The organism is Candidatus Nanosynbacter sp. TM7-075 (assembly GCF_022828255.1).
Lineage (GTDB): Bacteria > Patescibacteriota > Saccharimonadia > Saccharimonadales > Saccharimonadaceae > Nanosynbacter.
Genome location: NZ_JAJQJW010000002.1, coordinates 329,218 through 343,396 on the forward strand (window position 1 = coordinate 329,218; position 14,179 = coordinate 343,396).

The window sequence follows — 14,179 nt, forward strand, 5'->3', positions numbered from 1 at the left end:
GATGACTTTAATGATTTTACCACGCCGATTTTGTTTTGTTTGAATAAGGACTATGCCGTGACGTTGTCGCGCGATAGCTTGGGCAGGTTATGGTAGCCGGAATTAGCAGGCTTGAACCGACCATTCGCCTCGTAGTATTCACGCAAGGTAAACGTCCCCGGGATACGCCAGCCGCCAGTATGCGGATTTTCAGCGGCGCGCCCGCTTGATACATGATCCAGCTCACAAAGTTAGCACACCACGCCTCCTCGGCGCCCTGGCTGAACTTGGTGTCAGTAGATTGCGCCTTGAATTCAGTCTTTGCTAGGCTGATAATTTTTTGGCGAGTTGGGCTTAAATTTGTGGTATCAATCTGCGGGAACGTTGCCTCGCCGCGTGATGAACCAATGCTGCTGGCCACCCTCCGCGTGACACCAACGCAAATATATATCGCTTCTTGAGGCGACTGCGTGGTTGTATGGTGAAAGATTGGCGTGGCATACTTTTAAGTATAACAGTATTGAGTCGCCATATGTTATAATTAAAGAGTTATAAATCGTAGAATGTTGCACTTTGTGTAGCGTGAATAGCGCGTAGTTTGCATTTGCGCGGTTAAACCTGATAATTAGAGCATCGCGCGAACACTAGGGTTTAAATCCTAAAGTACGGACGAACGATTTAGAACATTGTCGCGGTGTCCTATCTAATTTGGATGCTTGAATTATTTGAAGGAGAAGGTATGGAAGAAAGACCGTCATTTATTGTGACCGGGGCGAGTGCTTCGGGCAAGACGACACTTGTGCGAGAAGCTCAAGGTATAGGATACGAATACTTACCAACGCACACGACTCGTGAAAAACGTATTGGTGAGCGCGATGGTATTGATAACATATTTGTATCGCGGGATGAATTTGAAGACAATTTTCGTTACGGTCGATATTTGGAGCCATCGCTGGATTATGCTGAGCTAAAATCCATAGGTGTTTATTATGGTACGCCAGCCGCTTGGATAGAAGAGTTGGGGAGATCTGATAGGTGCGCAGCACCTGTTGCAATTAGGATGGCTCGAAAAGTACTTAGTCAAGTAAACGCTATTTGGGTTCATTTAGTGTGTAACGATTCAGATCGTTATGAACGATTAGCCTGTCGTGGCTATTCGGAAGAAGAGATCATAGCAAGGATGGTTTCAGGTGAGTCGGCCGGTAAACCACCCGAAGAAGCTATCGTGTTTAATACATCAAACATTAAACCTGATAAAATATTACACAAATTAAGGAGCAGAGATGAGCGGTTTATATGAAAATCAGAAAACTATTAGACAGTTAAAAGCGGCTGCTGATGAAAATAAGCCAAAAGATGGAGAATCGATATTCTATTTCGTCCTAGGCTATCCTCGGTCAGACATTGGTAAAGGAACCTTGGTGGCACAGTTACTTCATGTGACAGAGAATTCAGATGCTATTAAATTTGATGGTTTACTCAATACAAATAAGAGTGGTCGACATACAGCGTCAGGACATGATGATTTTGGTATTTATGAATCTTTTAATTCTGGACGTTCTTGGGGTCAAGAACATTATCTACTGGGTGGTGAATTATATAAAGAATTTATTGAAAAATATGGCGAAAATGAAAACTTGCAAATAAATCCACACTTATCATTTTTTGTTGAAAGTAAATTGTATAAAATTTGGTACAACGCCGGGAAGCCACGGCATTTTTTCATTGAAGTTGGCGGACTCATAACTGACCCAGAAGTTGGTCCAATATTTACACCCATAATACAGAGGCTGCAGGATAATGGTATCGGTAGAGTGATATTACTAACAGAGTTGCAATACGGTGATTATATAAAGACAAAGACTATTCAAGACGCTTATCGAACATTACTATCTCGTCGGATTAGTCCTTGGCTCTTGGTGATGCGTGAGCCTCTTGATATCGGTCAAGTATCTGAAGATGAACGACTGGAGTTTGAGCGAGTGGTCTCGACAAAGCTGAGCACAGTATTCAACCGCCGTTTATTACGAATTATATCTGTACCACACTTTCAAAATATATGTGATTACACTGACTATATGAAGAGGCGATTCTCGCCACTTGTGAGTAACGTGGCTTCAAGTGAAATATTTGTAGCATCTAATAATGTTTCAAAACTTGATGATTATAGGATCTATCTCGGTGACGATTATCATTTACTATCACCAAAAACGGAGCATATTAAAATTGATATTCTTGAAGGTATTGATTCAATTGAAGATAACGCTATAGCTAAAGCGCGTGCATACGCCATTAAAACAGGTAAAGTATCAATTGGCGACGACACAGGGTTCTTTATAAAAGACTTGAACGGCGAGCCAGGTGTAGCTTTGCGCCGGTGGGGTGGCGAGTTGCCAGAAAGCACTAGTAACGAAGCTTTTTGGAAATTTTTACAAGAAAAAACTAAAGATCTGAAAAATTATGACTGTTACTTTAAGCAATGTGTCGCGATAGTTTCACCAAAGGGCGATAGTGAAATTGTTTATAATATAAATAATGGATTCTTGAATAAGGAAAAGCTACAACGACCATATAATAATTCAGGCTATCCGATTGGAGCTGCCTTTGAATCATATAATCGCAATAAAACATGGGATGAAATGACCGATAGTGAGAAAAAAGAATTTGACAAACAGTTTATCGGTGAACTAAAGACTAAGATAAAACGTGTGCTGTCTCAGTAAGACCTAATATCTTATCTAGCAATCAAATGCTTTACAGCTATTTTAGATGGGTGCTATAATGGCTAATTAAAGGTGGACTGGCGGACAAGTCATTCTATCGCTTAATATATGAGATGTTCAAGCAGAGAGTGTGGAAAGGAGTTAATATGGCTCAACCCAAACCAATCATAACAGTTGACCAACTCGTCAAGACTTACGATGGCAAGAATGTCGTCGACGGCGTGTCGTTTGAGGTCAAGAAAGGCGAGATCTTCGGTATTCTTGGTCCTAACGGCGCGGGCAAAACAACAACGTTGGAAATGCTGGAAGCGCTCAGACCAATTGATGGCGGTGTGGCTACAATTGACGGCATAGATGTCGCTAAGAAACCTAAGGATATTAAGAATATAATCGGCATTCAGCTTCAGTCGACGGCTTTTTATGACAAACTGACTTTGCGTGAACAATTGAAAATGTTTGGTAGTTTATATGGTCGGACGGTTGATACCGAGGCGCTGCTTGCTAAGGTTCAATTGACAGAAAAGGCTAAGCATTACGTCGAGCAGCTTTCTGGTGGTCAAAAACAGCGTTTTGCGATTGCTTCGACATTGGTGAATAATCCAAAAGTGTTGTTTCTGGACGAGCCGACCACAGGGCTTGACCCGCAGGCACGCCGAAATTTATGGGACTTGATTGAGGAAATTCGTGACGAGGGAATTACGATTCTTTTGACGACGCATTATATGGACGAGGCGGAATTATTGTGTGATCGTCTGGCGATTATGGACAGCGGTAAGATTATCACAATTGATACGCCGCATAATCTCATCCAGCAATTATTAGCGCGCGGTTTTAAGAAGGAGCAAGTTGTCGAGCAGGCCAACTTAGAAGACGTGTTTATTGATTTAACAGGAAAGGCAATTCGGGATTAACATGAAAAAATATTGGATTGGAATATTCGGGCAAGTTCGCGCTCAGCAAAAGCGTTTCGTCCGAGATAAAATGGCGCTATTTTTCACCTTTCTTTTTCCGCTGATTTTTCTATTAGTGTTCGGGTCGGTTTTTAGTAATGATTCGACCAGTTTTAATATTGCAATTGTTAACGATTCGCAGACAGAATTTGCCAAAAGTTTCGTTAAAAATGCCAAAGAAAATTCGAAGGATTCGATTCTCAAGATTAAAGACGTTAAAGATATGAATGACGCACGCGAAAAGATGAAGCGGTCGGAACTTAACGGTATTATTGAGCTTCCAAGTGATTTTGGCGCGATAAAAAATAATGGCAATCATCCTATTCCAACAGGCACTATGAATGTTATTTACTCCAAGGGTTCTGAGCAAACAGGCGGCGCGCTGGTGGCAGTGATGAATCAGATTACCAATAGTATCAATAGTCAGATGGGTCAACCTGAAGCCCCGCTTAAAGCTGTTGGTAAAGCGATTGGTGATGAGCAATTAAAATCGTTTGACTACATGTTTACGGGACTATTGACTTTCAGTTTGATGAGTATGGGTATTTTTGGTCTATCTAACCAAATACCGGCTGAAAAGAAACGTGGTTTATATCGTCGGTTACGTGCGGCGCCATTTACTTCGGGCCAGCTAATCATCTCCACGGCAATCCATTATACGACGATTTCCTTGCTTAGTTTGGTGATGATGGTTATCGCTGGGACGTTGATATTCCACTTTAATATGCGAGGCGATTGGGCGCTATTTGTAATGATGTCTGTATTGTCTGCATTTATGACTGTGGGTGTGGGATTATTGATTGCTGGGTTGTCAGAGAACGAAGATCAGTCATCGTCATTAAGTAACTTAATCTCTTTCCCGATGATGTTTTTATCTGGCACGTTTTTTCCACTTCATCTATTTCCAGAATGGCTGCGAAGTATCGCTCAGTTTATTCCTCTGACTCCAGTTACGGATGGATTCCGGTTAATTATGACCGAACATGCAAGTTTTATGGAAGTCTTGCCACAATTCGGTATTATCGCGGCTTGGACTTTCGCTGTTTATTTCTTAGCCATTAAGCTATTTAGGTGGGAATAACTATTCAAGGATAGCGAAACAAATAGAAAAACGTTATGTTTATCGTAAGCGGGTGCTTGTTATTTTTATCACGGGAGTTGCTTAATTCCGCGCGACAAATCAAATAATTATTCGACGCCGCCGGCTTTAAGAATGCTTCTTAATCCGTTTTCTCCACCGACGAATCCGCTGGTTTGATAGTCGTTAATAACCATATATGGCAATCCATTCACGCCAAGAGAAAGAGCTTTTTGGGTATTGTCATCAATTTCTTTTTGGTGTGGTTTTTTGGTCATGCAGTCGGAAAATTGCGATTCATTCATGCCGACGTTTTTGGCGGAAGTTAGGAAATATTCCAGCGGAAGAGCAGGGATTTTCTTCGGCACAGCAACATTTTTTACGCCAATTCCTTTATCGAAATAATCGCTTTTAATGCGTGGGACGATATCGTGGGTGTACTGCCAATATTTATCTTGATCAGCAGCACAAAACGCAGCGTGAGCACCAGTTTCGGTATTGTTGGTCATCTCTTTTAATAACGTTACTACGCGATGCTCATAACGAACTTTGCCGGATTTAATATAGTCATTTTTGAAGAATTCTGTGCTGGTTGCGGCTTCGACCTCGGCGCAAAATGAACAAAAATAGTCAGTATAATCAATGAATACGTTTTTCGCGTCAGCGGATCCTTGTGACATTTTTTCATTCCATGGTTTATTATCACCAATGTGACGATTCGGCGGGCGATTGACAATTCCATAGATAAACAAAGCTACAATTCCTACGATTACAATTCCCGAAAGAACCCAAATAAGTGCTATGCCTGATGATTTTTGTCGATTCATATTTTCTCCTGTTTAGATAATTCTGTGTACATAAAAATAATTTGACCTGATTTATATAGCGAGAATAAACTGAGCAGTAAAGCCAGCAAAAGGACTATTGTGCTGGCGATATTTGCGGCGGTGGCGGCAGCAGCTCCTGAGAAAAATAGGGTTACAATTGGCAAGATTAGTGATGTTCCGCAGGGAACACAGCCGAGTCCAATTGTTGTGGCAATTGATGCGATTCCGCTTAATCCGACTTGTCGAGATATAGTTTTTTCATTATCGCGATTATTCTTTGCTGTAAAAATTACAGCGGCGATCGATACACCTTGAAGGATTGACACTACCATAAGCAGCGCGCCATTTGGTGAAGTGAAACTTTGTTTGAACATGTCTATAATCATTGAGCCGTGCAGCGCGATTTTATCGAGGATTGGTAAGCGCGACATCATCAGCGGCCCGTAAAAATTGGCGTTGATTGCGAAATAAATTATCACGGCGAAGGCGACGGTCGCGACAATTGTTATTAGGAAATATTTCGGCAGACCAAGCATTCTGCCGATTCCTAAAATTGCTGATTTGATGGTTAGTTTGTAGTGCTTATCGTTGTAACTCATTGTGGTAGTTGTGCTATAAAGTTTGCCGGTGTGCTATTGCGACATCTCTTTTTTAGTTCATAAATAACTTTTGTTGGCCACGGAATACTATCGATTTTGAAGTATTTTTGTAAATGTGGCAAATAGGCTTCATCGAATTCATTCTGCGACTGTGTTATTTTGTAACCGTGTGGCGCGCAAATCCATTTGTGAATAAGGTGATCCACGATAACGTACGATTCTTTTGATTCGCGTTCAAGTGAATCTAGCCCCCAAACCGCGTGAAACATGATTTCGTAAATAGTTTGGTTATTTGCCTTGTAGATGTACGGAACGATAGGATTATCATTGTCATCGCAAACGATAGTAGGCATGCTAATCACTGAATTTTTAACAAGCGCTTTGATCCATGTGTAAACTTCATCGTTAACATCCTCAGACGCTACTTCGATAGATGTGACTAGGCTTGACGTCTCGCCGGGACCCCAATCGCGGATGATAATGGTGCCGTCGGGCTTGAGTGCTCTATCTAGCATTGCGAATGTTTTAGTGCGCTCGGGTCGGGATAGATAGCTCATCAACTCGTGAAATACACTCGACATGTAGATAATGTCGAATTCATCTTCGGCGTTTTCAAGTTGTTCTTTAGTGATGAAATCAATGTTATTTTCTTGAAGTTGAGATTGAACAATTTGTGAAACATCATAGGCTACGTAGTGAGTTCCTGTTTGCGTCACTTGCTTGATGAATTCTGGCGAGAAACCAGAACCAAAATCAAGCAGTTTAACGTTTTCACCAAGATGTTTTGCGATAGCTCTGAATTTGGATGACGCTGTCTGGTTCATCCGCTCTTGATAGGTTTTGTTGGTATGATTTTCCAAGTGCTCGCTGCAAATTTGGTCCATGTATCTATTATACGATATTCGTAAAGGCAATTCGATCATCCACGGCGGCAACTTTTACTGTATCACCGTCGTGAATTCGTCCGTCAATTAGTTCGAGCGCCAAAGGATCAAGCACGCGTTTTTGAATCAAACGCTTAAGTGGCCGAGCGCCGAAACTTGGGTCGTAGCCGTCTCGCGCCAACATATCACGAACGCTATCGTCAAAATTCAGCGTTATGTCGCGGCTATCCTTAACTTGGCGAACAACTTTTTCTAATTGCACATCAACAATTGCGCGCATCGATTCAGGGTGAATGCGATCAAAAATCACGATGTCGTCAATTCGGTTTAAGAATTCTGGACGGAAATGACCACGAAGCGTTTCTAAAATTTGATTATCGAGAGAGCTAATGTCGTCGCCCGTGTAATCCATAATCATTTGCGATCCGACGTTGCTGGTCATGATTATAATGGTGTTGCTAAAGTCAATCGTTCGTCCTTGTCCGTCCGTCAATCGACCGTCGTCCAAAACTTGCAATAGTACGTTAAACACGTCGGGATGTGCTTTTTCGATTTCGTCAAACAAAACCACGCTATATGGACGTCGTCTAACGGCTTCCGTCAATTGACCGCCTTGATCGTAGCCGACATATCCTGGAGGCGAACCGATCAATCTGGCTACGGCGTGGCGTTCCATATATTCGCTCATGTCAATTCGAATCATGGCGTGCTCGTCGTCGAATAATTCACGACATAAACTGCGCGCGACTTCTGTTTTTCCCACGCCAGTAGGTCCGAGGAATAGGAATGAGCCAATTGGTCGATTAATGTCGCCGAGTCCAGCGCGTGACCTACGAATGGCGCTTGCTACAGCTGCTACGGCTCGATCTTGCCCGATGACTTGGCGGCTGATCGATTCTTCCAATTTGGTCAATTTGCTGGATTCGCTTTCCATCAATCGCTCCACCGGAATTCCGGTCCAGCGCGCTACCACGCCAGCAATATCGTCAGGCGTAACTTCTTCGCGGAGCAATCGGTCGTGAGTTGGAATTGCCGCTAGCTCCTCGCGGGCGCTTGCTAATTTTTTCTCCAGCTCCGGTAAATCGCCATACTTAATGCGGCTGGCGGTGGCTAAATCTGCATCGCGTTCAGCAATTTCTAATTGTGAGCGCAGATTGTCCATTTTTTCGGTAGTCGTGTTGACGGTTTGCAAAATGTCTTTTTCGTGTTGCCATTTTTTATCGATTACTTCGGCTTTTGTACGAATCTCGGCAATTTGCTCCTTGATTTCATCTTTGCGAATATTGGCGTGGTCGGATTTGTCTTTTTTTAGCGCCGCTTCCTCGATTTCCAATTGCAAGCGTCTATTGTTCAATCGATCTAGCGCAATCGGCACGCTTTCTAACTGCATTTTGAGCGAGCTGGTCGCTTCGTCAAGCAAGTCGACTGCTTTGTCTGGCAAGAATCGGTCGGGTAAATATCTGGTGGACAATCTGGCGGCTGCCACGATTGCGTCATCAGCAATTTTTACTCCGTGATGAATTTCGTATTTTTCCTTCAATCCGCGCAAGATGGCGACGGTGTCGTCAAAGCTTGGTTCGCCAACGTAAACTGGTTGGAACCTTCGTTCTAAGGCGGCATCTTTTTCGACGTATTGACGATATTCAGCAAGCGTCGTCGCGCCAATCATATGCAATTTTCCGCGAGCCAGCGCTGGCTTTAACATATTGCCCGCGTCCATGCTGCCTTCGCTTTTTCCAGCGCCAACCATGGTGTGAATTTCATCGACAAAAAGAATAATCTCACCAGCCGCGTCTTCTACTTCTTTCAGAACGGCTTTTAATCGATCCTCAAATTGCCCGCGAAAACTAGCGCCCGCCAAAAGACTGGAAATTTCCAGAGAAATTAGCCGCTTGTCCTTTAGTGAAGCGGGAACGTTGCCTTTGACAATTCGTTGCGCCAACGCCTCAACAATTGCGGTTTTACCAACTCCCGGCTCACCGATGAGAACGGGATTGTTTTTAGTGCGGCGACTCAAAATCTGCATAGTGCGTCGAATTTCTTCATCTCGACCGATCACTGGATCGAGCTTGCCTTCGCGCGCTAACGCCGTTATATCTGTACCAAATTTTTCGAGTGGTTTAGTTGTTTCTTCTTGATTCATGTTTGGTGGCATAAAATCCTCCTTTTGGTTTTTAGTCCTAATTTGTTGCGCCCCGACAAAAGACAGAATGGTAAAACTTGATGTAGTTATCATAACAAATTAGCACTCTCAGTGCAAGAGTGCTAATAAAATAAATAGTCATTTTGTGATATGTTAAGTGTATGAATATTCTTGTCACTGGTGGCGCTGGATATATCGGCAGTCACACTATCATCGAACTATTATCGTCAAATCATAACGTAGTGGTGGTCGATAACTTATCAAATTCATCCGTCGAGAGTCTGAGGCGAGTTGAAGAAATCACTGGTCAATCAATACCGCTTCATGAATTTGATCTATGCGATCATCGGCGACTATCAGAATTGTTTAAGTCTGAGAAAATTGATGCTGTAATTCATTTTGCTGGGTTGAAGGCTGTTGGTGAATCGGTTGAAAAGGCACTTCTTTACTATAAAAACAACCTAGAAAGCACGTTGGTTTTGCTTGATGTGATGCAAGAATTTGACGTGAAGAAATTGGTGTTTTCTAGTTCGGCAACAGTTTACGGCGACCCAGCTCGATTGCCAATTACCGAAGATATGCCGTTGTCTGCCACAAATCCATACGGTCAAACGAAGTTGATGATTGAGCAAATGCTCCGCGATATTTCTGCGACAAATCAAGATTGGCAATTTACATCTCTTCGCTATTTTAATCCAGTTGGTGCGCATCCGAGCGGTCGCATCGGGGAAAATCCCTCAGGAATCCCGAACAATCTTTTGCCGTTTGTGTCACAAGTTGCTGTTGGTAAGCGAGACCATTTGAGCGTTTTTGGCGACGATTATGACACTCCAGATGGAACTGGTGTGCGCGATTATATTCACGTGGTTGATTTGGCAAAGGCTCACGTGGCAGCTCTGGAGAATTTAGGCCGACCGAACGAATATAAAGTCTATAATATCGGCACTGGTCGTGGCACTTCAGTTTTGGAATTAGTGAAGGCGTTTGAGAAGGCGTCTGGTCGTGATGTTCCGTACCAAGTTACGCCACGTCGAGCGGGTGACATTGCGGCGTGCTATGCAGACCCAGGCTTGGCGGAAAGAGAGCTAGGTTGGCGAGCAGAATTGACAATTGAAGATGCTTGCCGCGACGCTTGGAATTGGCAGAGCAATAATCCAAACGGATATAATGGTTAATTGCCAGATTTGGTGAAAATCTTATTTTCGTAATAAGCGGAACGTTTGGAAAGTTCTGAATTTAAATTCTCAATTCCACCGTATTGCTCGACCAAGGTTTTCTTTCCAGAAAATAAGTTTGTGCCCAAACCTAATCGGTCGCCATCAATTTTAACTCCCAGCGCCGCCAAAGTTGACGGATACATATCGAACGTCGTGAATTGACGGTTCTTTGAGTGACTAGTCGAAATGGCTGGATTTATAAACGTGTTGTAAATGGTTCGCTGATAGTTAGTTCCGCCGATTTTTTCGTCGTAGTATGAAGTCTGCATTCCTAAATGGTCGCCAGAAATGATAATTGTGGTGTTTTCATAAAATGGCTGAGATTTAACCCAATTGACGAATGCGGCGACTTGTTTTGAGGAACAAGCGTGAACATTGTCGTATTGATTACTGAAGGTTTTAGCACAGGTTTCATCCAAATAGCCATCGGTAAAATGCGTGTCGGCGGTCAATAATTGCAAGTTGAACGGTTTGTCTGACGCCGCCAAACGCGAGGCTTCTTCGCGGGCAAATTGGAATAATTTTTTGTCTTCATAACCCCACCAAACTTTGTAATCTTCGGATATTTTTCCGTGTTTTTTGGCGTAATTGTAATCTTCGATATTGAAATTGCCGTGCTGAGTCAGTAGTTTATCTCGACCACCAAAGCTTGCTTCTGAGCCCATAACGAACGTTTGATTATAGCCTTGTTTTTCTAAAATCTCACCAAGACTATAAGCGCCTGGCAAGAACTTTTTAAACTCGCCCAGGGCGTTATGGTCGCGTCCGCCCACCAAGTTTTCTTTAAGGGGAACGCCAGCAGATTGCGCAGCCATTCCTGCCACAGTCCAGCCAGTGTTTGTTGCAGGCAAGGCGCCGCCAACACCGGATGCTTTGTTTGAAAATGAGGTGTTTTTTAATGCCAATTCTTCCAGCTCTGGAATGATGGAGGTTTCGGAACTGCCGCCATTAGTCTTTGACGCCAAAGTGTTTTCCATTGACTCTAAATATATGTATATTAAGTTGCGTTTTTTCTCTGGGAAAGTCAATTTGGCGGTTTTTGGATTGACGTAATTTTCTTCGTACAATTTGGTCGATTGGGTTAGGGCGTAAATATAGTTAGGGATGCCGAAACTTTGAATCAGAAGGGCAATTGCAATTAAAAACATACTTAGCGAGTAAATTGCTTGATTTCGTAATCTCAAAAACGGCAAGGTGAGTTTTCGTGATGATTTGATTTTTTTCAAGCAAAAGGCGATTATGCGATTGATAAAAGAGATCGATTTGTCGAACATTGGGATTAATAAAGCGCCGAATAATAGGAAAACCAGCGGAAGATTTTGCAGGACGGCCGACCATAAATTGTCAGATTTGCCACCAGCTAATCCGTTGACGAAATAAAAAATTATCTCGTCGATTTGTGAATTTTTAAAGACTATATATTTATAGCGCGCCGCAATTAAGCAAAATGCCGCCAAAAAAAGCAGGATGATTGATATTGATTTAATCCAGAAACGTTTGGTAAATTTAATTTTTCTCACCATTCTATTATATCACTTACGTTTTTTGAGGATGAAGGGGTATAATAAAAGCATGAGCAAGAATAAGACGCGCACATTCGGGATTAGTTGGTGGATTGGGCTGGTTTTATTTGCGGGGATGATTTGTTTAATGTTGGGCGATATTTTACATCGAGATGGTGTAATTGGCTCAAAAACTGATGTTTTGGTGATGGGTACGAATGCTGGATTTAAGCCGTTTGAATATATTGATAACAATCAAGTGGTTGGCTTTGATGTTGATCTGGCGAGGGAAATTGCTAAAAGCTTGGGTAAAGATTTGAAGGTCGAAGATATGTCGTTTGATGGGCTACTTCCGGCGCTGGATAGTGGGCAAATTGATATGGTGGCGGCTGGAATGACAGTGACGCCTGAGCGAGAGAAAAATGCGCTGTTTTCGGATCCGTATTATTCGGCGTCACAGAGAATAATTGTTAAAAAGGGCAGTCCGATTCGCAATAAATATCAATTGCCAGGGCGAAAAATTGGCGTACAGCTGGGTACGACTGGCGATACTTTGGCATCTAAGATTACTGGCGCATCAGTCACACAATTCCAAACCGCGCCGAGTGTTTTACAGGAGTTGAGTTCGGGAAAAATTGAAGCAGTTATTCTGGACGATGCTCCCGCAAAGCAGTATTCGGCTGGATTTTCTGACTTAGAAATCTTACCGGGTGCGCTCAGTGATGAAAGTTATGCGATTGCTATTAAAAAGGACAATAAAGATCTCTTGGAAAAGGTCAATAAAGAAATTGCCAAGATGAAAAAAGATGGTCGCTATGAAAAATTAATCCGCAAATATTTTGGTGAGGAGGCTAAATCGTGAATTTTTGGGAAGTGATTTTTGGTGGCGGTCGATGGCTATTTTTATGGCATGGATTAGAAGTGACGTTGGTTTTGACCGTGTTGTCGCTTATTTTAGGATCGGCAATTGGTGTGCTTGTCGCCCTGATGCGCACGTCGAATTTACGACTATTTGGCAGGATGAAAACAAGCAGACTCGCGAACTTTAATCCGCTGGCTAGTCTGGGAAAAATTTATGTCGATATTATTCGCGGCACGCCACTTTTGGTCCAGCTATTGATTATGTATTACGTCGTTTTTGGGTCGTATCAATTTATGCCGAAGATTTTTGTGGCGGCGGTGGCGTTTGGGATAAATAGCGGTGCGTACATTGCTGAGATTATTCGTGGCGGAATTCAGAGTATTGACAAGGGTCAAATGGAAGCGGCTAGGTCTTTAGGTTTGAGCAATTGGCAGGCAATGCGACTAGTCATTTTGCCGCAAGCAATGAGAAATTCATTGCCGGCGTTGATTAGTGAATTTATTGCGCTGTTAAAGGAAACCTCGGTTGTTGGTTGGATTGGCCTGAATGATATTATGCGGGGCGCGGACAATATTCGTTTTCAAACGGCGACAGCTTTTCAATCGCTATTTGCCGCTGCGGCGATGTACTTAATTTTGACGGCGATTTTTACGCGAGTAATGGCGCGAGTAGAAAGGAAATTGAAGCATGACGATGATCAGCGTTAAAAACTTGAAAAAAACGTTCGGCACGAATCGAGTTCTTCGCGATATTGACGTGGAAATTGAAGAGGGCGAGATTGTCGTGGTGGTCGGCTCGTCTGGTTCTGGCAAGTCGACGTTCTTGCGTTGTCTGAATTTGCTGGAGGAGCCGACTTCGGGCGAGATTATTGTTGATGGAATAAAAATTACTGATCCACACGTAAACTTGAACGCGTTGCGTCAGAATATCGGCATGGTTTTTCAGCAATTTAATCTGTTTCCGAATTTGAGTGTGATTGAAAATATTAAATTAGCTCCGAAAAAACTGCGTAAATTTTCAGATCAAAAAGCGACAAAATTGGCGCGAAGTTTATTGGACGATGTTGGGTTGTTAGATAAAGCGGACGCTTCGCCGAATAGTTTGTCTGGCGGTCAAAAACAGCGAGTGGCAATTGCGCGGGCGCTAGCTATGGAGCCGAAAATTATGCTTTTTGACGAGCCAACTTCAGCGCTAGATCCAGAGATGATTGGCGAAGTTCTGGACGTGATCAGGAAAGTTGCCAAAAAGGGAATGACGATGGTAATCGTTACGCACGAGATGAAATTTGCCCGCGAAGTCGGGACTAGGATGATTTTTCTGGACAAGGGCGAGATAATCGAAAATGGTACGCCAGCTCAGGTAATGGATCACCCGAAAACTGAACGTGCCAAAAAATTCTTCGCTAAATAGTCTAG

Annotated in this window: 14 protein-coding genes; 8 read left to right on the forward strand and 6 right to left on the reverse strand. The window is 42.9% G+C overall.

The features are described 5' to 3' along the window. Window positions 1–16 precede the first annotated feature (16 nt). Window positions 17–400 carry a hypothetical protein gene (locus LRM42_RS03230; protein WP_243816727.1) on the reverse strand — a complete coding sequence of 128 codons (384 nt, stop codon included), beginning with the start codon at window positions 398–400 and terminating at the stop codon, window positions 17–19. Between the two features lie 318 nt (window positions 401–718). Between LRM42_RS03230 and LRM42_RS03235 the strand changes: the two genes are divergently transcribed. The 4 genes from LRM42_RS03235 to LRM42_RS03250 all read left to right on the forward strand — a co-directional run bounded on the left by LRM42_RS03235 (window position 719) and on the right by LRM42_RS03250 (window position 4,733). Next, window positions 719–1,279: a hypothetical protein gene (locus LRM42_RS03235; RefSeq protein ID WP_243816728.1), complete on the forward strand. Its 561-nt coding sequence runs from the start codon at window positions 719–721 to the stop codon at window positions 1,277–1,279. Further along, entirely contained in the window at window positions 1,263–2,702 is a 1,440-nt protein-coding gene (locus LRM42_RS03240) for a non-canonical purine NTP pyrophosphatase (RefSeq protein ID WP_146424172.1), read from the forward strand. Before LRM42_RS03235 ends, LRM42_RS03240 begins: the two co-directional genes overlap by 17 nt. A 146-nt stretch (window positions 2,703–2,848) precedes the next feature. After that, on the forward strand, window positions 2,849–3,613 hold the full coding sequence (locus tag LRM42_RS03245) for an ABC transporter ATP-binding protein (protein ID WP_243816729.1): 765 nt from the start codon (window positions 2,849–2,851) through the stop codon (window positions 3,611–3,613). 1 nt (window position 3,614) lies between these two features. Next, window positions 3,615–4,733: an ABC transporter permease gene (locus tag LRM42_RS03250; protein ID WP_243816730.1), complete on the forward strand. Its 1,119-nt coding sequence runs from the start codon at window positions 3,615–3,617 to the stop codon at window positions 4,731–4,733. A gap of 107 nt (window positions 4,734–4,840) precedes the next feature. On the opposite strand, the gene LRM42_RS03255 is transcribed toward LRM42_RS03250, so the two are convergent. The 4 genes from LRM42_RS03255 to LRM42_RS03270 are packed head-to-tail and all read right to left on the reverse strand — an operon-like array spanning window position 4,841 to window position 9,195. After that, window positions 4,841–5,557 carry a DsbA family protein gene (locus tag LRM42_RS03255; RefSeq protein ID WP_243816731.1) on the reverse strand — a complete coding sequence of 239 codons (717 nt, stop codon included), beginning with the start codon at window positions 5,555–5,557 and terminating at the stop codon, window positions 4,841–4,843. Continuing rightward, window positions 5,554–6,156 carry a hypothetical protein gene (locus LRM42_RS03260; RefSeq protein WP_243816732.1) on the reverse strand — a complete coding sequence of 201 codons (603 nt, stop codon included), beginning with the start codon at window positions 6,154–6,156 and terminating at the stop codon, window positions 5,554–5,556. The genes LRM42_RS03255 and LRM42_RS03260 overlap by 4 nt, the downstream gene beginning before the upstream one ends. Continuing rightward, on the reverse strand, window positions 6,153–7,040 hold the full coding sequence (locus LRM42_RS03265) for a class I SAM-dependent methyltransferase (protein WP_243816733.1): 888 nt from the start codon (window positions 7,038–7,040) through the stop codon (window positions 6,153–6,155). The genes LRM42_RS03260 and LRM42_RS03265 overlap by 4 nt, the downstream gene beginning before the upstream one ends. A gap of 7 nt (window positions 7,041–7,047) precedes the next feature. Continuing rightward, window positions 7,048–9,195, reverse strand: coding sequence for an ATP-dependent Clp protease ATP-binding subunit (locus tag LRM42_RS03270; protein WP_275973098.1), 2,148 nt, complete (start codon window positions 9,193–9,195; stop codon window positions 7,048–7,050). 149 nt (window positions 9,196–9,344) lie between these two features. Here LRM42_RS03270 and galE point away from each other — a divergent pair, with 149 nt between their 5' ends. Beyond that, window positions 9,345–10,358, forward strand: coding sequence for a UDP-glucose 4-epimerase GalE (gene galE, locus LRM42_RS03275; RefSeq protein ID WP_243816734.1), 1,014 nt, complete (start codon window positions 9,345–9,347; stop codon window positions 10,356–10,358). Here the strand turns inward: galE and LRM42_RS03280 are convergent. Then, window positions 10,355–11,920: an LTA synthase family protein gene (locus tag LRM42_RS03280; protein ID WP_243816735.1), complete on the reverse strand. Its 1,566-nt coding sequence runs from the start codon at window positions 11,918–11,920 to the stop codon at window positions 10,355–10,357. The two genes, galE and LRM42_RS03280, sit on opposite strands and share 4 nt — an antisense overlap. 52 nt (window positions 11,921–11,972) lie before the next feature. Here LRM42_RS03280 and LRM42_RS03285 point away from each other — a divergent pair, with 52 nt between their 5' ends. Genes LRM42_RS03285 through LRM42_RS03295 form a run of 3 tightly spaced genes read left to right on the forward strand, consistent with a single transcriptional unit; the run spans window position 11,973 to window position 14,174 of the window. Further along, window positions 11,973–12,764: a basic amino acid ABC transporter substrate-binding protein gene (locus LRM42_RS03285; protein ID WP_164999941.1), complete on the forward strand. Its 792-nt coding sequence runs from the start codon at window positions 11,973–11,975 to the stop codon at window positions 12,762–12,764. After that, entirely contained in the window at window positions 12,761–13,471 is a 711-nt protein-coding gene (locus LRM42_RS03290) for an amino acid ABC transporter permease (RefSeq protein WP_243816736.1), read from the forward strand. Before LRM42_RS03285 ends, LRM42_RS03290 begins: the two co-directional genes overlap by 4 nt. After that, on the forward strand, window positions 13,452–14,174 hold the full coding sequence (locus LRM42_RS03295; protein WP_275973099.1) for an amino acid ABC transporter ATP-binding protein: 723 nt from the start codon (window positions 13,452–13,454) through the stop codon (window positions 14,172–14,174). The genes LRM42_RS03290 and LRM42_RS03295 overlap by 20 nt, the downstream gene beginning before the upstream one ends. Window positions 14,175–14,179 lie beyond the last annotated feature (5 nt).